This is a genomic window from Candidatus Solirubrobacter pratensis, assembly GCF_000425945.1.
GTDB classification, from domain to species: Bacteria; Actinomycetota; Thermoleophilia; order Solirubrobacterales; family Solirubrobacteraceae; genus Solirubrobacter; species Solirubrobacter pratensis.
In genome coordinates, this window is the sequence record NZ_KE384480.1 from 167,102 (window position 1) to 188,724 (window position 21,623).

General features: G+C 72.9%; 28 protein-coding genes and 1 pseudogene. 14 read left to right on the forward strand and 15 right to left on the reverse strand.

The genetic code is table 11. From position 1 onward, the window contains the following. Positions 1–22: 22 nt before the first annotated feature. The 5 genes from H958_RS0125275 to H958_RS0125295 all read left to right on the forward strand — a co-directional run bounded on the left by H958_RS0125275 (position 23) and on the right by H958_RS0125295 (position 4,414). On the forward strand, positions 23–694 hold the full coding sequence (locus tag H958_RS0125275) for a response regulator transcription factor (RefSeq protein WP_028060684.1): 672 nt from the start codon (positions 23–25) through the stop codon (positions 692–694). Then, entirely contained in the window at positions 691–2,046 is a 1,356-nt protein-coding gene (locus H958_RS0125280; RefSeq protein ID WP_028060685.1) for a sensor histidine kinase, read from the forward strand. Before H958_RS0125275 ends, H958_RS0125280 begins: the two co-directional genes overlap by 4 nt. A 50-nt stretch (positions 2,047–2,096) precedes the next feature. After that, a complete protein-coding gene (locus H958_RS0125285; protein WP_028060686.1) occupies positions 2,097–3,464 on the forward strand; it encodes a ferredoxin reductase family protein in 1,368 nt (455 codons plus the stop codon). Next, positions 3,464–3,910: an FMN-binding protein gene (locus H958_RS0125290; RefSeq protein ID WP_028060687.1), complete on the forward strand. Its 447-nt coding sequence runs from the start codon at positions 3,464–3,466 to the stop codon at positions 3,908–3,910. Before H958_RS0125285 ends, H958_RS0125290 begins: the two co-directional genes overlap by 1 nt. Positions 3,911–4,099: 189 nt before the next feature. Then, entirely contained in the window at positions 4,100–4,414 is a 315-nt protein-coding gene (locus H958_RS0125295) for a hypothetical protein (RefSeq protein ID WP_231379372.1), read from the forward strand. 159 nt (positions 4,415–4,573) lie between these two features. Here the strand turns inward: H958_RS0125295 and H958_RS0125300 are convergent, their stop codons facing one another. Further along, positions 4,574–4,885 carry a YnfA family protein gene (locus H958_RS0125300; RefSeq protein WP_037411636.1) on the reverse strand — a complete coding sequence of 104 codons (312 nt, stop codon included), beginning with the start codon at positions 4,883–4,885 and terminating at the stop codon, positions 4,574–4,576. An 11-nt stretch (positions 4,886–4,896) separates the two neighbouring features. Continuing rightward, the gene (locus tag H958_RS40280; protein ID WP_051324802.1) at positions 4,897–5,325 is read right to left on the reverse strand and encodes a MerR family transcriptional regulator; all 429 of its coding nucleotides are present in this window, start codon (positions 5,323–5,325) and stop codon (positions 4,897–4,899) included. Positions 5,326–5,367: 42 nt separating this feature from the next. Here H958_RS40280 and H958_RS40285 point away from each other — a divergent pair, with 42 nt between their 5' ends. Next, positions 5,368–5,658: a hypothetical protein gene (locus tag H958_RS40285; RefSeq protein WP_051324803.1), complete on the forward strand. Its 291-nt coding sequence runs from the start codon at positions 5,368–5,370 to the stop codon at positions 5,656–5,658. A gap of 209 nt (positions 5,659–5,867) precedes the next feature. Here H958_RS40285 and H958_RS0125315 read toward each other — a convergent pair whose 3' ends face one another. The 3 genes from H958_RS0125315 to H958_RS40290 form a co-directional block, all read right to left on the reverse strand. Further along, complete coding sequence (locus H958_RS0125315) at positions 5,868–6,836, reverse strand: hypothetical protein (RefSeq protein WP_156028271.1); 969 nt, start codon at positions 6,834–6,836, stop codon at positions 5,868–5,870. Further along, positions 6,829–6,990, reverse strand: coding sequence for a hypothetical protein (locus H958_RS46795; RefSeq protein WP_156028272.1), 162 nt, complete (start codon positions 6,988–6,990; stop codon positions 6,829–6,831). The genes H958_RS0125315 and H958_RS46795 overlap by 8 nt, the downstream gene beginning before the upstream one ends. 147 nt (positions 6,991–7,137) lie before the next feature. Next, positions 7,138–8,235, reverse strand: coding sequence for an aminotransferase-like domain-containing protein (locus tag H958_RS40290; RefSeq protein ID WP_081686261.1), 1,098 nt, complete (start codon positions 8,233–8,235; stop codon positions 7,138–7,140). 182 nt (positions 8,236–8,417) lie between these two features. Here H958_RS40290 and H958_RS0125330 point away from each other — a divergent pair, with 182 nt between their 5' ends. Both H958_RS0125330 and H958_RS0125335 read left to right on the forward strand, forming a co-directional pair. Beyond that, positions 8,418–8,618, forward strand: a complete 201-nt coding sequence (locus H958_RS0125330) for a hypothetical protein (RefSeq protein WP_028060691.1) — start codon at positions 8,418–8,420, stop codon at positions 8,616–8,618. A 65-nt stretch (positions 8,619–8,683) separates the two neighbouring features. Next, the gene (locus H958_RS0125335; protein ID WP_196807557.1) at positions 8,684–9,172 is read left to right on the forward strand and encodes a hypothetical protein; all 489 of its coding nucleotides are present in this window, start codon (positions 8,684–8,686) and stop codon (positions 9,170–9,172) included. A gap of 87 nt (positions 9,173–9,259) precedes the next feature. Here the strand turns inward: H958_RS0125335 and H958_RS0125340 are convergent, their stop codons facing one another. Then, positions 9,260–9,565 (reverse strand): EthD family reductase, encoded by a 306-nt coding sequence (locus H958_RS0125340; protein ID WP_028060693.1) that lies wholly within the window; start codon positions 9,563–9,565, stop codon positions 9,260–9,262. 214 nt (positions 9,566–9,779) lie between these two features. Here H958_RS0125340 and H958_RS0125345 point away from each other — a divergent pair, with 214 nt between their 5' ends. Further along, positions 9,780–10,142 (forward strand): hypothetical protein, encoded by a 363-nt coding sequence (locus H958_RS0125345; protein WP_028060694.1) that lies wholly within the window; start codon positions 9,780–9,782, stop codon positions 10,140–10,142. Between the two features lie 21 nt (positions 10,143–10,163). On the opposite strand, the gene H958_RS0125350 is transcribed toward H958_RS0125345, so the two are convergent. The 4 genes and pseudogenes from H958_RS0125350 to H958_RS49240 all read right to left on the reverse strand — a co-directional run. Continuing rightward, positions 10,164–10,415, reverse strand: a complete 252-nt coding sequence (locus H958_RS0125350; protein ID WP_051324804.1) for an anti-sigma factor family protein — start codon at positions 10,413–10,415, stop codon at positions 10,164–10,166. Continuing rightward, positions 10,412–10,957 (reverse strand): RNA polymerase sigma factor, encoded by a 546-nt coding sequence (locus tag H958_RS40295; protein ID WP_037411452.1) that lies wholly within the window; start codon positions 10,955–10,957, stop codon positions 10,412–10,414. Before H958_RS40295 ends, H958_RS0125350 begins: the two co-directional genes overlap by 4 nt. Before the next feature lie 94 nt (positions 10,958–11,051). After that, complete coding sequence (locus H958_RS40300) at positions 11,052–12,188, reverse strand: HAMP domain-containing sensor histidine kinase (RefSeq protein WP_037411453.1); 1,137 nt, start codon at positions 12,186–12,188, stop codon at positions 11,052–11,054. Between the two features lie 115 nt (positions 12,189–12,303). Next, a pseudogene (locus H958_RS49240) lies at positions 12,304–13,056 on the reverse strand (response regulator transcription factor); the annotation flags it as partial. Between H958_RS49240 and H958_RS40305 the strand changes: the two are divergent. Further along, the gene (locus H958_RS40305; RefSeq protein ID WP_037411455.1) at positions 13,016–13,294 is read left to right on the forward strand and encodes a hypothetical protein; all 279 of its coding nucleotides are present in this window, start codon (positions 13,016–13,018) and stop codon (positions 13,292–13,294) included. The pseudogene H958_RS49240 and the gene H958_RS40305 overlap by 41 nt on opposite strands. Before the next feature lie 44 nt (positions 13,295–13,338). On the opposite strand, the gene H958_RS0125370 is transcribed toward H958_RS40305, so the two are convergent. Further along, a complete protein-coding gene (locus tag H958_RS0125370) occupies positions 13,339–14,442 on the reverse strand; it encodes a lactonase family protein (RefSeq protein ID WP_028060696.1) in 1,104 nt (367 codons plus the stop codon). A 154-nt stretch (positions 14,443–14,596) separates the two neighbouring features. Between H958_RS0125370 and H958_RS47865 the strand changes: the two genes are divergently transcribed. Next, on the forward strand, positions 14,597–14,836 hold the full coding sequence (locus tag H958_RS47865; RefSeq protein WP_231379373.1) for an SDR family oxidoreductase: 240 nt from the start codon (positions 14,597–14,599) through the stop codon (positions 14,834–14,836). A 157-nt stretch (positions 14,837–14,993) separates the two neighbouring features. Here H958_RS47865 and H958_RS40310 read toward each other — a convergent pair whose 3' ends face one another. Beyond that, complete coding sequence (locus H958_RS40310) at positions 14,994–15,704, reverse strand: DUF4386 domain-containing protein (RefSeq protein ID WP_196807559.1); 711 nt, start codon at positions 15,702–15,704, stop codon at positions 14,994–14,996. A gap of 561 nt (positions 15,705–16,265) precedes the next feature. On the opposite strand from H958_RS40310, the gene H958_RS0125390 reads away from it, so the two are divergent. After that, positions 16,266–16,688 (forward strand): CBS domain-containing protein, encoded by a 423-nt coding sequence (locus H958_RS0125390; protein ID WP_028060698.1) that lies wholly within the window; start codon positions 16,266–16,268, stop codon positions 16,686–16,688. A gap of 2 nt (positions 16,689–16,690) precedes the next feature. Continuing rightward, positions 16,691–16,906, forward strand: coding sequence for a hypothetical protein (locus H958_RS0125395; protein WP_028060699.1), 216 nt, complete (start codon positions 16,691–16,693; stop codon positions 16,904–16,906). A 37-nt stretch (positions 16,907–16,943) separates the two neighbouring features. Here H958_RS0125395 and H958_RS0125400 read toward each other — a convergent pair whose 3' ends face one another. The 3 genes from H958_RS0125400 to H958_RS40315 all read right to left on the reverse strand — a co-directional run bounded on the left by H958_RS0125400 (position 16,944) and on the right by H958_RS40315 (position 18,999). Continuing rightward, entirely contained in the window at positions 16,944–17,609 is a 666-nt protein-coding gene (locus tag H958_RS0125400; RefSeq protein ID WP_028060700.1) for a DUF6766 family protein, read from the reverse strand. An 81-nt stretch (positions 17,610–17,690) separates the two neighbouring features. Beyond that, entirely contained in the window at positions 17,691–18,095 is a 405-nt protein-coding gene (locus H958_RS0125410) for a hypothetical protein (protein ID WP_156028274.1), read from the reverse strand. Between the two features lie 124 nt (positions 18,096–18,219). Then, positions 18,220–18,999, reverse strand: coding sequence for a YqjF family protein (locus H958_RS40315; RefSeq protein WP_051324807.1), 780 nt, complete (start codon positions 18,997–18,999; stop codon positions 18,220–18,222). Between the two features lie 642 nt (positions 19,000–19,641). On the opposite strand from H958_RS40315, the gene H958_RS44050 reads away from it, so the two are divergent. Next, on the forward strand, positions 19,642–21,534 hold the full coding sequence (locus H958_RS44050) for a CHASE3 domain-containing protein (protein ID WP_196807560.1): 1,893 nt from the start codon (positions 19,642–19,644) through the stop codon (positions 21,532–21,534). The last annotated feature ends 89 nt before the right edge of the window (positions 21,535–21,623 follow it).

The following is a 21,623-nucleotide window of genomic DNA, read 5'->3' on the forward strand; positions in this document are numbered from 1 at the left end:
GCCAGCGCCGACAATGGAGTCGATGCGACTGCTGATCGTGGACGACGACCGCGCACTGCGCGACGCGCTGCGCCGCGCGCTGAGCCTCGCCGGCTACGACGTCGAGACCGCGGCCGGCGGCGAGGACGCGATGCTGCGGGTGGGGGAGTCGCCGCCGGACGCGATCGTGCTCGACGTGGGGCTTCCGGACGTCGACGGCCTGGAGGTGTGCCGCCGGCTGCGGGCGACCGGCGAGCGGGTGCCCGTGCTGATGCTCACCGCGCGCGATGCCGTCGAGGATCGCATCGACGGGCTCGACGCCGGCGCGGACGACTACCTGGTCAAGCCGTTCGACGTCGGCGAGCTGAAGGCGCGGCTGCGGGCGCTGCTGCGTCGCGTCGAACCCGGCGAGGGAGGGGAGCTGCGCTTCGCCGAGCTGACGCTGGACGGCGCCCGTCATGGCGTCGACGTGGACGGGACCTTCGTCGTGCTGACGCGGACCGAGCTGGCGCTGCTGGAGGTGCTGATGCGCAACCCGCGCAACGTCCTGCCGCACGAGGTCCTCTACGACCGCGTGTGGGGCTACGACTTCGGCCCGGCGTCCAACGCGCTGCGCGTCTATGTCGGCTACCTGCGGCGCAAGCTCGACGAGGCGGGTGCGCGCGTGTCGATCCACACCGTGCGCGGCGTCGGCTACGCGCTGCGGGAGCCATGACGCTGCGCCATCGGATAGCGGCGGTCGCGGGCGCCGCCGTGGCCGTCGCGGTGCTGGCCGCGGCGGCGGTCATCTACCTGGCCTTGCGCGCGGACCTGCTCGGCGAGATCGACAGCGCCCTGCACGAGCGCAGCGAGCAGTTCGTCCACGACCCCGATCCCGATCGCGACGGCGACCAGGTCTGCGCGAGCAACGAGCGCTCGTTCCCAGCGCCGGCGCCCGGCAGCGACGACCTGCGCTTCGGCGGCGCCGGCGGCTTCATCCAGATCGCCTGCCGGGACGGGACGATCGTGCGCGCCGCCGGCGCGACCACGACGGTGCCGCTGACCCCCGCCGCACGCGCCATCGCGCGCAGCGGCCGCGGCAGCGACGTCAGCACGCAGGCGGTGGGCGACACGAGCCTGCGCGTCCTGACGACCGGCACGGGAGCCGGCGCGGTGCAGGTGGCGCGGCCCCTCGGCGAGGCTGATCACGAGCTCGACCGCATCGTCGCCGTGCTCGCGATCGTCGCCGCCGCAGGCGTCGCCCTGGCCGCCGCGCTCGGCGCGCTCGTCGCGCGCACCGCGCTGGCGCCGATCGATCGCTTCACGCGCCGCACCGAGGCGCTGTCGCACGATCCGGACGTGTCCGAGCGGATGGAGGTGCGCGGCGGCGACGAGCTGGCGCGGCTCGCCCGCAGCTTCAATACGACGCTGGACGCGCTCGAGCGGTCCGTCGAGGCCCAGCGGCACCTCGTGGCCGACGCCAGTCACGAGCTGCGCACCCCGATGGCGAGCCTGCGCGCGAACATCCAGACGCTGGAGGCCGCCGACGAGCTGCCCGAGGAGGATCGCGCGGCGTTGCGGGCGGACATCGTCGGCGAGCTGGACGAGCTGACGGCACTCGTCGCCGACGTGGTCGAGCTCGCGCGCGGCAGCACGCCGGAGCGCGCGCTGGACGACGTCCGGCTGGACCGTGTGGTGCGGGCGCTGGTGGAGCGGCCGCGGGTGCGCGCCGCCGAGTTCCGGCTCTCGCTCGAGCCCACGGTCGTCCAAGGCGAGCCCGATCGCGTCAGCCGCGCGGTGTCGAACCTGCTCGACAACGCGATCAAGTGGAGCCCGGCGGACCGCGCGATCGACGTCGAGCTGCGCGAGGGGATCCTCAGCGTGCGCGACCACGGCCCGGGCTTTGCGCCTGCGGATCTGCCGCACGTGTTCGAGCGCTTCTTCCGCGCCGGCGGCGCGCGGGGGATGCCGGGCTCCGGCCTCGGGCTGGCGATCGTCAAGCAGGCCGCGGAGGCCCACGGCGGCTGGGTCACGGCGGCGAACGCGCCTGGTGGCGGCGCGCTGCTGCGGATCCGGTTCGGCGACTGACGCCGGCGACTCCTACGTTCGGCTTACGGTCGTTGCCGATGCTGGAGCGCATGGCCTCAGTCGCGATCCCCCGGCACCGCGTGCACGCACGCGCACGCGGCCTCACCGGCTTCGACCTGGCCGCGCTGTTCACCGGCAACCTGGTGCTCGTCGCCGGGCTGTGGTGGCGCGGCGGAGAGCTCTCGAACCTCCATCAGATCGGCGGGGTGCTGACCAGCGGCGGCCGCCTGGCCGGTCTGCTCGGCGCGTATCTCATCCTCGTGCAGGTCCTGCTGCTCGCGCGGATACCCGCGCTCGAGCGCGCGGTCGGGTTCGAGCGGCTGACGTTCTGGCATCGCGTCAACGGCCGCACCGCGCTCGGCCTGCTGATCGCGCACGCGGCGCTGATCTCGATCGGCTACGCGCTGACCGACCGCCTGTCGCTGCCGCGCGAGGTCTGGAGCCTGCTGACGACCTTCCCGGGCGTGCTGACGGCGACGGCGGGCCTGCTCGCGCTGAGCGGCGTCGTGGTCGCGTCCGTCGTGATCGTGCGGCGGCGCCTGCGCTACGAGACCTGGTACTTCGTCCATCTCTACAGCTACCTCGGCATCGCGCTCGCCTTCAGCCACCAGATCGCGACCGGCCATGACTTCGCCGGCAACCCCGTCGCGCAGGTCTACTGGAAGTCGCTCTACGCCGGATCGCTGGCGGCGCTCGTGGTCTTCCGTGTGGCGGCGCCGATCGCGCGTGGCTTCTACCACCGGCTGCAGGTGATCGACGTCATCGCCGAAGGCCCCGGCGTGGTGACGCTGTGGATCGGCGGGCGCCGGCTCGACCGCCTCGCGGCGCGCTCCGGCCAGTTCTTCCTCTTCCGCTTCCTCACGCGCGACCGCTGGTGGGAGGCGCACCCGTACTCGCTCTCCTGCGCGCCCGACGGCCGCCACCTGCGGATCACCGTCAAGGCGCTCGGCGACTTCTCCGCCTCGCTGGCCCGTGTGCGGCCCGGGACGCGGGTGCTGGCCGAGGGACCGTTCGGGTCCTTCACGGCCGCGGCCCGCCGCAGACGCCGTGCGCTGTTGATCGCGGGCGGCGTCGGCATCACCCCGATCCGCGCCCTGCTGCAGGACATGCCGGGTGGGCCGGGTGACATGACCGTGGTCTACCGCGCGGTCGGGGAGCGCGACGTCATCTTCCGCGAAGAGCTCGACGAGCTCGCGAGCCGGCGCGGCGCCGAGCTGCACTACGTGCTGGGCGACCATCGCGACCCGGCGGCGCGCGAGCTGCTTGGGCCGGCTCACCTGCGCCACCTCGTCCCTGATCTCCGCGCGCGCGACGTGTTCGTCTGCGGCCCGCCCGCGATGGCCGACGCCGTACGCCGCACCCTGCGCCGCGCCGGCGTGCCCCGGCGCCAGGTCATCTGCGAGGGGTTCGGCTACTGATGCGCCGCGCGATCACCGCACTCGTGGTCACCGCCGTCGTCGTGGTCGTGCTCGCGTCGTTCAAGACGCGCGTGCCCGCCCTGAACGCCGGCGTGCTGCCGCGCGCGACCGCCGCCGCCCCGTCCCCGACGCCGGCGCGCACACGTCGCCATCGCCATGCGGCTACGCACGCGTCGGCGACGGGCGACGCGATCAGCTATCCCTACGGCGTCCTGCAGGTGAAGGCCACGCTCTCGGGCAAGCGGCTGACGGGCGTCGAGATGGTCCTGCTGCAGCCGGAGCCCGGCCGCTCCGAGTCGATCGACGCGCAGGCCATCCCGCTGCTCCGCAGCGAGGCGCTGAAGGCGCACAGCGCGAAGGTCGACGTGATCTCCGGCGCGACCTACACCAGCGAGGCGTACGCACGCTCGCTGCAGTCCGCGATCGACCGCGCGCGAGCCTCGTAGCCTGCCGGCTCCTGATCATCGCGCTAGCGCCCGCTGGCCCGGCGGCCAGTCCTGGACCCACGCCGCCGCCACCAGTCTGTGGAGTATCCGCTCGTACGAGAAGCATGCGGGCGCCGAGACAGCGAGACGACACGCACAGGAGTCGACGTGAGATTGATCCGCAGACGTCTACTGGCGTTGGTGATCGCGATGGGCGCAGCGGCCGTGGTCACTCCGGTCTCCGGCGCGAGCGCGCAGGTCGCGCCGATCGGCTATCCAGGCCCGCCGGTCGGCGGTGTCGCGATCGGCGGGAACGAGATCGGCAGCGCGGGCTGCGTGGGGACGACCCGGCCGTCGCTCGGCGGGAACAACGGCAGCACGTCAGCGCAGACATGCGGCGCGGCGCTGGCGTTCACCGGCCCGCAGATCGGGCAGATCAGCAGCGTGGTCGGGCCCACGATCATCGGCTCCCCGCTCGCCCAGGTGAACGTGTCCGCCGGGTCCATCACCGCCGTCGGTCCGTAGCCGCCCCGGACGCGGTCGCCAGGGCGTCGGCTCCCTCAACGTGATCGCGAGCCGCTTGTCGGCGTAGAGCGCCTCGTCGGCGCGGCGCAGCAGCGCGGTGGCGTCGTCGCCGGGAGGGGGCCTTGCGCGACGGCGCCGAGGGTTCGGCGCGGCGTCGCGTCAGCGCGGCGCGTACATGATCAGCGCGACGCCCGCGAGGCAGACAAGCGCTCCGGTGACGTCATAGCGATCGGGACGGAATCCGTCGAAGGCGACGCCCCACAGCAGTGAGCCGACGATGAACACGCCGCCGTAGGCGGCGAGGACGCGGCCGAAGTGCGCGTCGGGCTGGAGCGCCGCGATCGCGCCATAGCCGGCGAGCGCGACCGCGCCGGCGAGGGCGAAGAGCGGCCCGCGACCGTCCTTGATCGCCTGCCACATCAAGAACGCACCGCCGATCTCGGCGACCGCCGCCGCGACGAACAGGGCCATCGAGCGTCCGGTCACCGGTGAACGGCTCGCAGCGCGAGCGCCTGGTGGCGAGCGGGTAGGGCAGGGTCGTCGAAGAGGTCGCAGGCGTCGACGGTCCCGCACTCGCAGCGCGTCGCCGTCTCGAGCCACGCGCGGACTTGCTGGGCGCGCGCGATCAGGAGCTCGATCTCGGGCAGCCGGCGCTCGGCGAGCTCGCGCAGGCGCGGCGAGAGCGGATCGGTGCCGAGCTCGAGCAGGTCGCGGATCTCGTCGAGCGAGAGGCCGGCGCGCTGGGCGACGTCGATGACCGCGAGGCGGCGCAGCACCGAGGCGTCGTAACGACGCTGACCGCTGACGCGCGGCGCCTCGGGGAGCAGGCGGATCAGCTCGTAGTAGCGGATCAGCGACTTTCGCACGCCGGCAGTGCGGGCGACATCGCCGATCCGGAGTGTCTCGTCCATCGCACTTGACCTCAAGTCGGGTTGAGGATCGAGAGTCTAGGCATGACCAAGCCTTCGATCGCTTGCACCCTGAGCCCCGCCGAGCTGCGAATACGCCGGCACGAGACCGCGGACCTCGCCCGCCACGCCCTGCGATCCCGCCGGTCCGTCGAGCGAGGCGAGCTGCTCGTCTTCGACGCGGACGCCGAGTCCGCCCTGCGCGACGCGATCGCGGCCGAGGCGGAATGCTGCGCCTTCCTCGCGATGGAGCTGCGCACGTCCGGCATGCAGCTCGAGCTCGAGATCACGGGCCCGGATGAGGCGCGCGCGATGATCGCGGGGTTGTTCGCCTGACGCGACGCCGATCGCCGTCCCGGTCAACGCCGGCGTCGATGCATGGATCCGGCGCGAGGTCGCCGAGGACCGGGGTCCGTCCCGTGCGATCTGTCTGCGCGACGATGACCGTGCGCCGGGCTGCGCTGGCCGGTCGTGGCATTGGCCGACCGCGCGCCGAGGGGCGCTGCGACGGACGTCGGTCCGCGGGCGTCCCTCAACGGCCGGCGCTAGCTGCTGTCCCGCGGCCGAGCGATGATGATCTGGGCCATCGCGACGAGCAGCACGACGAGCGTGATGATGCGTTCGGCGCTGCCGAGCTCGTGGAAGAGCGAATAGACCTGGATGCCGGCCGCCAGCGCCTGGGCGGCGACCGGCAGGACGATCGCGCGCCACCCGACGACCTCGGCGTCGAAGACGGGCTTCTCGGACGGGCGCCAGATCGCGTAGGCGATCATCAGGGCGCCGAGCGGCCAGATGAAGTCGTATCGCCCCGCGACGTAGGCGTCGCGAGCCTCCTGGACTGCGAACAGGCCGTCCCCGAGGGCCATCACTATGCAGCCCAAGCCGAGCAGCAGCCACGTCCGGCCGGGACGCCAGGCTGTGACGCCGTAGACGCCGAGGACGGCGCCGATCAGCAGCGTGTCGAGGATCGAGTAGCTGAAGTTGACGGCGGTGGCGGCGGTGCTCGACGTCGCCTCCATGGCGGCGGGTTCCAGCAGCAAGGCCGCGCACGGCGCGAGCACGATCAGCATGACGGCGACGCCGTCGAGCCAGCGGTGCAGATGGAAGCGCGTGATCTGCAGGCGGATGAGGAGGGCGATCCCGGCCGCGGTGAGCGGGTACCAGGCCAGCCACAGCGCGTCTGCCGGCGACGGGTAGGGCGGCGTCGGATCGTGCGCGTAGAGGATCGCCCACAGGACGTTGCCCGCCGTCCAGGCCATCAGCCCGAGGCCGAACGCCAGCGACACCGGACGCCAGCGCGCGTCGTCGCGTCCGCGCGCGATGCACAGCACGGCGGCGCCGAAGATCACCGCGTCGTGAACGATGTCGTTGAAGAGCGTGTCGTAGCCGTCGGCACCCGAGAGCTGGTAGGCGGCCTCGGCGACGACGAGGACGATGGCGACGCGCCACACCACGGCGACGAACTGCTTCGGTACGCCGGCGAGTCGCGGGCGGCGCGCGAGGACTTCAGTCACCGCCGGCGGCATCCGGGCCTCCGCGCTCGACCAGGACCGTCGCCGCGCTCGCGATGATCAGCGTCTCGTGGAGTGAGCTGAACTCGACGCGCGGCGTGGGATGGCCGCGCGGATGCTGAACGGGGGCAACACGCATCGTGGGGCCGCGCAGCACCCTAGCCCCCGTCGGCCGGCCGGGTCAACCGCGCGTCCTGATCTGAACACGGAGACCTACGGGGAACTCGAGGCGGCCTCGCGGGCGGTGGCGCCGATGCGTTCGCCTAGGCGGCCTTCGGAGGCGCGGCGCCCCGTAGTTCCGCGATCACTTCGGCCAGGGTGTGGATGTGGCCTCGACCACCGCGGGCTCGGCGACGTCGTCGGGCAGGTACGCCACGAGGTGCAGACCCGCGGCGATCCCCGCCGGCTCGAGGTCGGGTAGCCGCTCGCGCAGCGCGGTGAGGAGCGCGTCCCGGCGCCGCCGGTACAGGGGTCGCATGCGGCGAAGGTGGCGGTCGAACTCGCCGTGGGAGAGGAAGTCGGCGAACGCGAGCTGGTCGAGCACGGGCGAGCCGCGATCGGCGAGCGTCTTGGCCTCGGCGATGCCGGCGATGAGCTGCCCAGGCGCGACAAGCCAGCCGAGCCGCAGGCCCGGAGCGAGGGTCTTGCTCGCCGTGCCGGCGTAGATGACCCGATCGGGCGCGAGGCCCTGGATCGCGCCGATCGGCGCCCGGTCGTAGCGGTACTCCGCGTCGTAGTCGTCCTCGACGATCAGCGCGTCCCGCTCCTCCGCCCAGCGCAGCGCCGCGGCGCGCCGCGCGGGCGCCAGGACCGCGCCGGTCGGCCACTGGTGCGACGGCGTGAGGATCAGGGCATCGGCGTCGATGCGGTCGAGCGCGTCGACGCGGACGCCGTCCTCGTCGACCGGCACGCCGACGACCTCAAGGCCGGCCGCGCGCGCGACCGGAACCGCATCGTCGTCCGCGCACGGGTCCTCGACCGCAAGCCGCGTAGCGCCGGACTTCACCAGCATCTGGATCACGAGGGCTATGCCGTGGGCGTAGCCGTTGCAGATCACGATGTCGCGCGCGTTGGCCGACGTGCCGCGCACACGGTTGAGGTATCCGGCCAGCGCGTCGTGCAGCGCGGGCGCGCCGCGGCCGCTCACGTAGCCGAAGTCCTCGGCGGAGGCCTCGGTGAGGACCCGCCGGATCGACCGCAGCCACGCCGCCCGCGGGAACCGCGAACCGTCGGCTTTGCACGGGCAGAAGTCGATCCTCGGCGCTCGTGCGGGAGCGGGCCGCGCAGGGGGCGCGGCGGTCTCGGGTCCGATGGCGACGCGGGTGTACCCACCCGCCCGGCTGGTCAGGTAGCCCTCGGCGACGAGCTGCTGGTAGGCCTCGACGACGACGCGCAAGCTCATCAACTGGACCTACATCACCCCGGCGGTGTCATCGAAGGGCCGCATCTGTGGCCCTCGCTCGGCCGCCCCGGCGACGGGCGCGCCGAGCAGATCCAGACCGATCTGCTCCTGTCCTGTGACGCGCTGCTGATGGGCCGGCGCACCTACGGCGACTCCAATACGGCTTCGGTGCCGTCTCGCGGTTGCTGCTCGAGCACGGCCTGCTCGACGAGCTGCGGCTCTGGGTGCACCCGCTGATCCTGGGCAACGGCAGCCCGAGCGATCTGCTGTTCGGCGCCGCTCCCGCAGTCGGTTTCAACCTGACCGACGCGACGACGCTCAGCGACGGGATCGTCATCGTCAGTTACGAAACCCACCGGACCCTCGCTCGCGCGGCCGCGTAGATGCCTGCAGCGCAGCGCAGCGCAAGCCGGCCGGCGCGAAGGGGCCGGGCATCGACTACGCGAGCTTGATCAAGAAGCTCCGGCTGCCGCCCGGGTTCACCGCGCCGACGCGGTCGACCTACGAGGATCTCGTCGCCACGGCGATCACGCGAGCCGACCTGCGCGACGACGTTCGTGGCATCAACGCGAGTATCGCGCTGATCCAGCGGACGCGGGGCGGCGGCTGGCCGACCGAGCCGGTCACCGAGGAGTTCAACTTCGTCGACATCGTCTGGCACGAGCTCGAGTTCCGAGAGGGAGCCTCGTTCACCTACGTGGTTCGCGACGCGGGCCGCGGCTACCTCGGCTGCTGCTACCTGTACCCGATGGGACGCCGCACGGAGCTGACCGAGGCGCTCCTCGAGCACGATGTCGACATCAGCTGGTGGGTGACCCAGGGCGCCTACGAGCATGGCTACTACCGGACGCTCTACCACGCCCTGCGCCACTGGCTCGCGGAGCAGTTCCCGTTCGGGGCGCCCTACTACTCCAACACCGAGATCCCACCGGAGTGACGCATCCCGGACGTCCGCCGGCAGACGACCGCATCTGAGCCCGGGGACGTTCTGGCGGCTCGCGGCAGTCGGTCGGCCGGCCCGGCGCTAATCGTCGATCTCCGCGATGAAGATCGTGACGCCACCCGTGGCGAAGTTGGGAATGTCGTTGACGGCGGCCTGTCCCTCGTCGGACGCGATGCCCGCCTGCAGGGCCTCCGCGTCGTCGAACGAGAGCTCGGCGATGCGCTGGTAAGGGAGGTCGCTGCCATCGGGGGTGGCAATGCCACGCCCTGCCTCGAACCGCCGCAGCCCCGGGATGGCCTTCGCCAGCCCCGTGTGCGTATCGGCGTAGTGGCGCTCGAACGCATCCGGGTCCGCGGCTGGGCCGTAGAGCACGATCAGCTTCACCATGGTGGTTCCCTTCGTTGTGTCCGGCCACCCTACTTCGGGAGCCTCGTGCAGGCGCGGGCTCGCTGCGGTAGCCAGGCGAAACCGCCGCGCCCTCCGGTCGATCAGCGCATCGGCGTCGTGCATTGCGCCCGGCGGAGTTGCCGACCGACGTCGGCGGTGCGCTCGCCGCCGGTCTCGCCGGCGTGCTCGTCCGCTCTCGACGTCGTCGCCGACCATGAGCGCCGCGCCCGGCTCGACCCCGGCGCCGTCGAGGATCGTGGTGAAGAACGCGCGAGCCGGGCTTGCCGACGACGATCAGGCGCTCGGACTCCAGCGGGGCGAGGAAGCGGGCGTCCGCGTCCAGGGCCGTGACCGTTCCCGCCGGGCCGACGCGCGCGGCCAGCGCGGCGGCGAGGCTGCCCGTGCCCGCGCCGGCGTCCAGGCAGTTCCAGCCCGGCGCGAGTCCAAGCCGCTCGCACAGGGCGAGCGTGCGCGGGTCATACGGGGACGTGAGGCTGTCGAGGCGGTCGCGCTCGGCGTGCCAGGCGGGGTCGAGCGCGTAGCCGGTGGGGAGGACCGATGGAGTCATACCGCGTGAGTGACGCGGCATGAGCGGGCGTTACGCGCGACCGCGAGAAAACGCGCGGAACGCGGCTTCCAGCTCCGAGACCGCCTGGTCGGAGAGGGCTCCTGCCGGGAGCTCGCCGAGGGTCAGGACCGTCTCGCGCACCTGCTCGACGTAGACCCTGCAGGGCGGGCAGAGCTCGAGGTGCTCCTCGACGCGCCGGCGCGTCTGCGGGTCGAGCTCGTCGTCGATGTAGGCGCTGACGAGCTCGACGACCTCGATGCAGCGCAGGCCGGCATCCGTCATGTCCGCGTCGCCTCCACGTCCGGCCGATGGTAGTCCTCCAGGAGCTGCCGCAAGCGCGCCCGGCCGCGGTGCAGGAGCACGCGCTGGTTGCCGAGGGTCAGGTCCAGCACGCCGCACACCTCCTCAGGCGTGAGGCCGTGGACGTCGCGAAGCGTGACGACGGCGCGCTGCCGCGGGGGCAGCTCGGCGAGCCCGCTCGCCAGGACATCCATCGCCTCGCCCGACAGCAGCGCCGCCTCCGGCTCCCACGCGCGCGGCGCGCCCTGCTCGGTCCACCCGCCCGCCCACCGCTCGCCGGCCACGCGGAACCGGTGCGGATCGACGGTCGGGCCTGAGTCGTCCTCGAGCGCCGTCCAGGGCACCACCCGCCCGTCGCGCTGCGCGCGCCGGCGGGCGATGTTGACGACGATCCCGACCGCCCAGGTCCGCAGCCGCGACCGTCCCTCGAAGCCGTCGAGGCCGCGGATCACGCCGAGCCACGCCTCCTGGACGCACTCCTCCGTCGCATCGTATTGCCCGCCCTCGCCCGCGAACCGCGTCACGCGCGCACGTGGTGGACGTCACCCGCGCGCCACTCGCCCGTGATGAGCGGCGAAGGATCGCGCGGCCGAGCGACATGGCCAGCTGATCCCGGCATCAGCCGGCCGGGGACGCCGCCGGGCGCTCTCCGGTCGCCGGGAGCCTGAAGCGCACGCGCGTGCCGAGCGCGGCGTCCTCGAGCCAGATCGCGCCGCCGTGGGCCTCGACGATCGCCCGCGAGATCGCGAGTCCCAGGCCTGCGCCGGGCTCGTGCCGGGCGGCGTCGGCGCGATAGAACGGCTCGAAGACGCGGTCGCGCGCCTCGGCGGCGATCCCGCCGCCCGTGTCGGTGACCTCGACCTCGACGCCGCCGTCGACGTCCTCGGCCCGCACGGTCACGCTGCCGTCCGGCGGCGTGTGCCGGATCGCGTTCTGGATCAGGTTGAAGAGCACGCGCTGCAGCTGCTCCGGATTCCCCCGCGGAGCGGACAAGTCATCGGCGAGCTCCGCCACGACTGCGACCGAGCCGGCGTCGGCGGCCGGCCGCATCGCCTCGACCGCGTCGTGCAGGAGCTCGTCCACGCGTACGTGCTCCATCGTCCACGAGAGGTCGTCCGACTGCAGCCGCGTGAGCTCGAACAGGTCGTCGATCAGCGCGCCGAGCGCGTGTACGTGCGTGCTCATCCGGGCCGCGTACTCGCGCCGCTTCTCCGGGTCGACGACCTCGTCGTCGATCGCGGTGGCGAGCAGCCCGAGCGCGGTGATCGGCGTCCGCAGGTCGTGCGAGACGGCGGCGAACAGCGTGCGGCGGGCGCGCTCCTCGCGGTCCAGGCGGGCGATCATCGCATCGACGTCGCGGCCGAGCTGCGCGATCTCGTCGGCGCCCGAGAGTCCCGTGCGGACGTCGCGGCGCCCTTCTCCCACCGCGTGCAGCGTCGCCCGCACGACATCGAGGTCGGCGAGCGCGCGCCGTCCCATCCGGCGCGCCGCCCACAGCGCCAGCGCGGCGGCGTAGCCCGCGACCAGCGCGGTCATCAGCGCGTCGTGCTGTGACACGAACATCAGCTCGACGAACAGCGCGACCGCGACCGCCAGCGCCAGCGCCGCAAGCCCGGCGACCGCGGCGAAGCGCCGGCGCAGCCCGCCCCAGCGCAGGCCGGCGATCCACTCCGACGCGAGCACCGTGACGACCCCGACCGGCGCGACGATCTCGAACGTGATCAGCGCCGCGTGGCCGCCGTAGACGGCGAGCACGACGCCGGCGATCGCGATCGCGAGCGCAAGCGCGAACGCTACGGCGCGAAGCGGTACCCGACGCCCATACCGTCTCGATCCAGCGCGGCGCCTCCGGGTCGCGCTCGAGCTTCGCGCGCAGCCGGCGGATGTGCACGGTCACGGTCGACGTGTCCGTGTAGAACGCGTACCGCCACACGTGATCCATCAGCTCCTCGCGCGTGAACGCCTGCCCGGGATGGCGGGCGAGGAACAGCAGCAGGTCGAACTCGCGCGCGGTCAGCGCGACCGGCTCGCCGTCCTTGCGTGCCTGGCGCGCGCCGGGGTCGACCTCGAGCGGGCCGAACCTCAGCGACGGCGCGCGGTCCGGGACGGTGTCGACGCGCCGCAGCACGGCGTCCACGCGCGCGACGAGCTCGGCGGGGGAGAAGGGCTTGACGACGTAGTCGTCGGCGCCGAGGCGCAGCCCGATCACGCGGTCGGACTCCTCGCCCTTGGCGGTCAGCAGGATGATCGCGGTGGCGCGATCGCGCACGCGGCGCATCACCTCGAGGCCGTCGAGGCCGGGCAGCATGAGGTCGAGCACGATCAGGTCAGGCCGCCGCTCGGCCACGGCGTCGAGCGCGGCGAGCCCGTCCGCCGCCACGCGCGTCTCGTATCCGGCGCGCTCCAAGTAGGCCGACACCACCTCGCCGATCGTCGGCTCGTCGTCGACGACGAGCACCGAGCCGCGGACGTGATCCATGCCGACCATTGTCTCAGCGCCAGGACGCGCGTCCGCGGAGTTCAGGGCTTCGTAATAGGGGCGCGGCCGGGCAGACCTAGCTTGGCGCGGCGCTGGACGGCGGGTGTTCGGGTCGCCGGTCGCGTTCGCGATCGTCCTCGGCATCCCGATCGCGTGGCTCGCGCTGCAGGCCTCCTCGCCGGCCGCGGTCGCGATCGGCGCCGTGATCGCCGTCTCCGCGCTCGCCGGCTTCACGAAGGCCGAGACCGAGCGCATCTGGCTGTTCCTCGCGCCCTTCGTCTGCCTCGCCGCGGCCCCGCTCGTCCGGCGCCACCGCGGGCTCGCCGCGGCGCCGGCCGTCCAGGCGCTCCTCTACGGCGCGCTGATGGACACCGTCTGGTGACACGCCGCCCGGGGAGCGCGGACGCTCCCCGGGCGTGGCCGCCTTCAGGAGGCGGCGATGCCTTCGCCGCCGACGGCGCCGGGCACGGTGACCGAGCCGGCCGCGGTGAGCGCCCCGTCGGGGCCGACGCGGAACGCGTCGACGCCGCCGCTGGCGCCGGTCTGGACGTAGAGGTAGCGCCCGTCGGACGACGCGGCCGCGTCGACCGTGCCGCCGTGCGTGGGCGTGATCCCGAGCGGCGCGAGCGCGCCGTCGAACGCCGACACCGTGCCGCTCCCCGCGTTGGAGAGGTAATGGCGGCCGTTCACGTCGACGATCCAGCATGTCGCCGCCTGGCCGGTCGCGACCTGCGCGATCCGGTTCAGCGCGCCGCGACGGTCGAGGCCGAAGGTCGCGACGGCGTTCGGGCCGGCCTCGGCGAGCGCGAGGTTCCCGCGCGCGTCGAACGCGACGGCGAACGGCACGGCGCCGGGGAGGACCGTGGTGGTGGGGCGGGGCGAGAGGCCGCCGCGGCGATCGACGGAGAACACGTCCACGGCGTTCGTGTTGGCCTTGGTCGTGACGACGAGCTGCGAGCCGTCCGGCGCGAACGCCACCTGGCCGGGGGTGTGGGTGAACTCCGGCGCGGCGTTCGGGTCCAGCCCGAGGCCGCGGTGCCAGAGCGGGACCGGGACGAGGATGCCGCCGACGCGCGCGTAGCCCTGGACGGAGCCGCCGCCGCGGGCGTTGAGGACGTAGACGAGCTTGCCGTGGGTGGCGATGCTGACCGGGAAGTCGCCGAACGACGGCAGGACCTGGCGGCGGACGAGCCGGTCGCCGTCGACGGCGAAGACGGTGATCGTGTCGCTGCCCGCGTTGACGGCGTAGAGCAGGCCGTCGTCGAGTTGCAGCGAGCCCTGGGAGGCGAGGTGGTCGACGATCGACCCGTCGAGCACGCCGCCGAGCCCGCCGGTGCGGTAGCTGCCGGCCTGCTCGAGGCTGCCGTCGGGGCCGCGGTCGTAGGCGACGATCGTGTTGCCGGCGGGGTCGTCGGTCTGGACGAACACCGCACCGCGCGGCTTGTGCGGAGCGGCGGATGCGGGTCCGGCGAGCAGCGCGGCGGCCGCGAGCGCGGCACCGGCCGCGGCGGCGAGACGAGAGAACTTCACGTTGGCACTCCTTGCGACGTGGATGAACGCCCGTTGGTATCCGCCGCCCGTCATCCCATTACGCCGCGCGCCGGCCCGTTCACCGGCTCGTAAGACTCTGCCGCACCTCGGCGACGAGCAGGCCGAAGGCCGCGATCGTGTCGCTCACGCAGACGTGGGCGGCCGAGCACGGGTGCACGGCGTGCGCGCCGACGCGGTCTCGGTCGGCCCGACCGGCACCGAAGGCACCGCGGAGATGGCCGACGACATCGGCCAGCTCGGGGAGACGACGCCGCTCGGCCGCCCAGCCGGCCCTGAGGAGATCGCCGAGGCGATCGTCTTCCTGGCCTCGCCGCGCTCGAGCTACGTCAACGGCGCGATCCTCGCCGCCGACGGAGGCCGCACCGCCGTCTAGCGCCGTCCCCGGTGTCGCATAGCGGTGTGATCGCGGCGCGGCTCGATCGAATTACGCAACAGCCTCGCCACAAAGCCACAGCGTGCTCGCCCGTGGTCGGCGCCGTTGGCAGCGTACCGGAGCCTCGTGCAAAGCAGCACTTCAGCCACGCTGGCGTCTATTGCGCAGACACAGCACGGGTGAGGGAGCCCTCGTTCACTCGGGTATGGCGGGTCTCGTCGAGGATGGGCGAGGACGGCTTGAAGCCCTTGAACGTCAGATAGAGCCCGAGCGACAGCTCCCAAGCGAACTCCGGGATCGTCGCGATCGCCTGCGGCGCGGAGCCTGCGTCGAACGCGCCGAACAGCACGGCGATCCCCGAGGCGCAGATCAGCGGTCCTCCGATGAGCCCCAGCATGGCCATGCGCTGTGGCACCAAGGCCGACCGGTACATCAGGTAGCCCAGCAACAGCCCGTTCCCGATGCCGACGATGAAGCCGGGTCCGAGGAGGAACGTCCAGTCCTTGATCGCGACCAGCGACCTTCCGACGGTGGTGAGCGCGGCTGTGTCCGAGCCGGCGGTGCCGGCCAGGTCCTGCCGCAGGGTCACGACCGCGAGGAGGCTGAGGATGCCGACGGCGATGAACGTGCTCTCGACGACACGGGCCGTGACAAAGCCGAGAGCGAGGGTTTCGTTCTGCCGCTTGAGGATCGGGAACAGCACGACCGCCGTGCCGATGTTCGCGATGATGAGGATCAGCTCCAAGAACGCTCCCAGGAGCACGCGGGTGTCGGCACCGGAACCGAGGATGTAGCCGGGGTGGTTCAGCACCGGGTCGTAGAGCAGCAACGCTGGGATCGAGGTCACGAAGGTGATGACGAACAACACCCCTGCGACGCGCGCGACCGTCCTCGTCGACCATTCCCTCGGTCGATCAGGCGCTGCTGACGAGGACCCATTCGGCGGCAACATCGACATACCGGACTCCTGCTCTAGAAGGCGCGGGACCGCTGGGGTCGACGTGCGAGAGCCGGCCGAGAGTTGCGCCGCGAGAACCACCCCGCCGGATTCGGCGAAGTGTCAGCCGAACCTACATCAGGCAGCGGTGAAGGTGTGCTTCGCTTTGCCGCGTCGTTGACATTCTGGACGAAAGTCGAGCGACGACGCGTCGAGCCTCGCCCGCCGCGCGGTGGCGCCTTCCGTGCGGTTCGGCGCTGGTAACCATTCGCGAGAACGCCCGCGGCTGTCGCCTGCCAGGCGGCAGCGCCGTGTCCGCGGGGAGCGGTGCATGGCCGACTCGCGCAACCGGGCAGTCGGGTCCATCACACCGCTATGCGACACCAAGGCGCCGTCTAGCGCGGTAGCGGGCGCGATCACATCGCTGACGCCGCCCGGTGCCGGCGCCCGGCGCTGGGTAGCGAATCCGCGAGCGACCGAGAGGAGGCCCTCATGGGCAAGACCGCACGCGACGTGATGTCCGGCGGCGCGGAGTGCATCGGCGAGAACGAGACGCTGATCGACGCGGCGCGCAAGCTGGCCGACCTCGACGTCGGGGCGATGCCGATCTGCGGCGAGGACGACCGCCTGAAGGGCATGCTGACCGACCGCGACATCGTCGTGAAGGCGCTCGCGCAGGGCAAGGACCCCGCCCAGACGCGCGCCGGCGAGCTTGCCCAGGGCAAGCCGGTGACGATCGGCGCCGACGACTCGGTCGACGAGGCGTTGCACACGATGGCCGAGCACAAGGTCCGCCGGCTGCCGGTGATCGACGGGCACGAGCTGATCGGCGTGGTGAGCCAGGCCGACCTGGCCCGCAACGTCGAGGAGCAGAAGGTCGGCGACCTCGTCGAGGCGATCTCGGCGGCGCCGTAGTCATGAGCGAGCGGCAGGAGCCGCCGGCGACCGGCGGCGAGAACCCAGGCGTCGACGAGGACGTCGCCTCCTCGGGCGACGAAGGAGCCCGCAACGCGCAGGCCGCGCCGCCGATCGCCGACGACGCGGTTCACGGCCAGACACAGGCGCCGGCGCCGCCTGACGACGTCGGTGTGCCGCCCCACGAGGAGATCGCGAAGGAGGAGCAGGACGCGTAGTCGGAGCCGCAGTTCGCCGATCCCGGGACGCGCCCGGTCATTCCCCGCCGGTCGCGTCGTGCGGCGCGCCGACCGGCTTGGATTCCGGCGATCCGCGCTGGCGGAGGTAGATCGAGAGCACGGCCATCGAGCCGACGGCGAGGAACTCGGATTGCCAGTTCTGCAGCGTGCGATCCCAGAAGTCCGAGCTGCCGATGTACTGGACCAGGCCGACCGCGGCCTCCTGATGGTCGAGTTGCTCCGCGTTGTACGAGACGCGCCCGGCGACCGCCTGCACGCCCCAGGATGCGAAGAAGATCGCCGTCATCACGATCACGAGCGAGTTCGAGTACAGGCGGGTCCGGAGGCCCCCGACACGGGCCCATCGCGGCGAGCGCTCGGAGGCGTGCTCCCCGACGCGCTGGTCGGCGTCGGATTCGCGGCCGCGCTTGTCGAGCGGCTTGGATTCCGGCGAGCCGCGCTGCAGCAGCCACACGGTCGTGAGGATGTAGAGCGTGAACTGGAGGTACTCCGACTGCCAGTTCTCGAGCACGTCGCCGCCGAAGGCCGATGACGTGACGTAGCGGCCGAGCGAGATGGGGTCGCCATGGTGCGCGGCCTGCGCGTGGTTGAAGTCGGCGTGGCCGACGATGGCCTGGCCGACGAGCGCGGCGAGGAAGATCGCGGCGAAGAACAGCCCGAGGCCGTGGTGCCGGAGCCTCACCGGGCGAGCAGTCCGATCACGAAGTAGACGAGCAGACCCACGCTGATCATCGCGATGTAGAGGGTGAACGTCGCTCGCATCTCAGGCCTCCAGCGCGCAGTCGTAGGGACGGTCGGCCGGCTTGCCCTCCTTCGGGCGGCAGCCCACCGCGGAGAGCTGCCAGCCCGCCGCGCCTTGGGAAAGGAAGAGGCTGTCCCCGTTGGCGAGATCCGCCTTCGCGTTGGTGATGAACACCTGCACGCGTGTCACCGGCGCGCGCTGCAGGCCCATACCGCCGACGGCATCCCTGCAGGACTGGTGCTCGGACTGCTCGAGCTGCTTGCGCGTGTCGGCGCTCAGCTCGGCGCAGGCGGCGGCTCCGTCGTGGTCCTCCAGCGCCTGGAGGAAGCGGCCGGCGACGGTGCGCACCTCGGCACGGTCGCCGTCGCGGCCGCAGCCGGCGGCGCACAAGGCCAGACCGCACGCGATCACCAGGCCGGCTCGCACGTCGGACCATTCGCGTTTGCGAGAGAGACTCCTGCCACTCGCCCGCATGGTGCGGAGATCCGGCTTGATCCGAGCGACCCCCGTCAACGCGCGGACGCCCCCGGGGCCACGGCGGTCAGCCGGGTTACGCGAAGCGATGCTCATCCGCGCGCTCGGACGGGGTTCGCCGTGGTCGCCAGACGACCACGTCCTGGCGCGCCGCGAAGTGCACCAGCGGCTCGCTGCCCGGGAGCTCGACGGACGCCATCGTGTTCTCGAGGATGCGCGCCTCGGCCGGTTGCAGCGGCCATGGCCGATGGTGGATGTCGGCGTGCATGACGCCGTGCCGGGGGTGGACCGTGTAGAGGCGGTAGCGCTCGGTGAGGAAGTGCTCGAGCGTGCCGGGCGCCGCGTTGAACGGCGCCCCGGCCGGGCGGTACTCGGCATGCCAGCGGGTGTCGTCGCGGCGGCTGCAGTAGCGCACCCACGCGCCGTCCCGGGCGATGGCCATACGCGCGTGGAAGTACGGGAGGCGATAGGTCCGGCGCGCCGCGGCGACGGCGAGGCGACTGCCGGCGTCGAGGCTGAAGAAGTAGATGCCGGGGCGGTCGGCGATCGTCGTGTAGGTGCGCACGTTGAGCTCGAGGAAGCGCGAGCCGACGGGCAGGGGCGGTGTAGCGCGCAGGTGCAGGGCGCGGACCTCGAACGGGACGATCCCGAGCCAGGCGCTGCCGCCGAACGTGTCGATCGGCAGCTGCGGCGGGACCACCGAGCGCAGCACGTCCGGCTCGACCGTCCAGTGGACGAACAGCAGGTGCTCCCACGTCTGGCCCATCACCCACGGGCCGCGCGGGAGCGGCCAGGGCCGGTGAGCGGTGAAGCCCGTCGTCGCGGCCTGTCCGCCGGCCCGGCTCCGCCGTCCCACCTCCCAGGTCGCTACCCATGCCCGCGCGCGCTCATTCAGGGCGGGGGAGCCCCCGTCGTGGTACCGGCGCCTGACCGCGGTCAGACGATCGAGCGGCCCCGCGGGCGCCGCGCCTGGAGGCGGCGCAGGCGCAGCGCGTTGGAGACGACCGAGATGCTCGGCCGTCCCAGGCGGCGATCACGGTCTGCCCGCGCGCCTCGGGGGCCCTGCGGGCGGCGTCAGGCGAGCTTGGGCAGCGGGCTCAGGCGGTCACCTGCTCGGGGCCGTGGTGGTGCATGTACTCGGCCGGGCGCAGCAGCATCGCGGCCGCCATCGGCGGCAGCATCGCGGCGTGCTCGATGACCATCTAGCGCGCCGAGGTCGGTCAGCAGCTCGGCCCACAGGAGGCCGATGACTGCGAAGGTCGGCAGGAACATCGAGTGGCGCAGGCTAGCATACCCCTAGGGGGTACGGAAGCACGTTTGGCCTCCGCGGAGCACCGGGGATCCGCGGCCGTCCGCTTCGGAGCCGGGGGAGGGGCTGCGCACCGGCGCGCCTGTGACCGCGAGCGCGGCCGCACCGGGAGCGCGCGCGTGGATCATGAGATCCCGACGCTCCGCTCGCCGAGTCCGCGGGGGTGCGGCTCTATCGTGCCGACGGGCCGTGACTGGGCTTACCGGCCGGACGATCGTGGTTGGCGGGCTCCTCGCGCTCTTCATCGGCGCGGCGTTCCCGATCCTCGACCGCGCGATCGGCGAGCAGCGCGAATCGGCGAGGATGGCGACCCAGTCGCGGCGGTCGCTGACGGCCGCGAGCACCGTGGAGCGGCTCGTGCTCGACCTCGAGACCGGCGAGCGTGGGTTCCTGATCTCCCACGACCCGCGCTTCCTGCGTCCGTGGACGGCCGACCGCGCCGCCATCCCGGACGCTGTGAGGCAGCTCGACACGCTCGGCGCGGTGCCCGCGCAACGCCGGCGAGCCCAGCAGATCGGGGCCGCCGTCGAGTCCTACGTGCGCGACTACTCGGTTCCGCTCGTGGACGCGGCGCGGCGCGGCCGGCCGTCGGCGCGGGGCGCCGCGGCGTTGAACGAGGGAAGCCGGCGCGTGGACGCCATCCGGGCCGAGTTCGACCGCTTCATCGCGGCCGAGCGCGGCATCTTCGACGCGCGCAGCGCGCACGCCGATGCCGATGCGCGGCGAGCGGTCGCCGTCGCGAGCGCCGGTCTGGCGGGCTCCGTGCTGCTGATCATCCTCTCCGGCGCGTATCTCACGCGGGCGATCGTGCTGCCGGTGCGCCGGGCGGCGGCGATGGCCGGCCGGCTCGCCGGCGGGGATCTGCGGACGCGCATGGCGGAGACCGGCCCGGCCGAGATCGGCGCGCTGGAGCGCTCGTTCAACACGATGGCGCGCGCGCTGGAGACCAACCGCGACGAGCTTCGCCGGCTGGCCGACCAGCAGGCGGCCTTGCGGCGCGTCGCGACGCTCGTCGCGCGCGGGGTGGCGCCCGCGGAGGTCTTCGAGGCGGTTGCGGACGAGGTCCGCCGCCTGTTCGGCACCGACCATGCCGCCGTGTCGCGCTTCGAGCCCGACGGCACCTCGGTCATGGTCGCCGCGGTCGAGGAGGCCGTCGTCATCCCGGTCGGCTCGCGCTGGGAGCCTGACGAGGCATCGCCCATGACGCCGGTGTTCCGCACCAGGCGCGCGGCGCGCGTGGAGGATGCCGGTCACGGACCTGCGGCCACGCCGGTCGCCGATGTCATGCGTCGGCTCGGCATCCGCTCGTCGGTCGCCAGTCCGATCATCGTCGAGGGCAGCCTCTGGGGCACGATCGTCGTGGGCGACTCGAAGGGACAGCTGCCCCCGGACACCGAGCAGCGGATGCAGAGCTTCGCCGAGCTCGTCGGCACCGCGATCGCGAACGCTGAGAGCCGGGCGGAGCTCGCCGCCTCCCGCGCCCGGGTCGTCGCGACGGCCGACGAGACGCGGCGCCGGATCGAGCGCGACCTGCACGACGGCGCCCAGCAGCACCTCGTGCAGACGGTGATCGCGCTCAAGCTTGCGCGCCGCGCGCTCGGCGATGCCGCAGGTCCGGCGGTCACGCTGGTGGAGGAGGCGCTCGAATCCGGGGAGCTCGCGGCTCGTGAGCTGCGCGACCTCGCGCACGGGATCCTTCCGGCGTCGCTCAGCATCGGCGGGCTGCGGGCCGGAGTCGAGGCACTGGTCTCCCGCGTGCGGCTGCCGGTGTCGGTCGACATCACCGCCGAACGGCTGCCGGCGGCGCTGGAGGCGACCGCCTACTTCATCGTCGCGGAGGCGCTGACGAACACCGTCAAGCACGCCGGCGCACGGCATGCGCGGATCAGCGCGGTGATCGACGGACACACGTTGCGGGTCGAGATCCGCGACGACGGCGCCGGCGGCGCCAGCTTCGACGGCAGCACCGGGATGCTCGGGCTGCGTGACCGCGCCGCCGCGATCAACGGCGAGCTGCACATCGACAGCCCGCCGGGCGAGGGCACCGTGGTCGTGGCCACGCTCCCCATCCCGCCGGAGTGAGCACCGTCACAGCGAGGACGAATGGTCGACGGCGTGCGATTAAGGGCGAGACGCCCGGCGGCCTCGGCGAGCTGCGCCTTCGCCTCCGT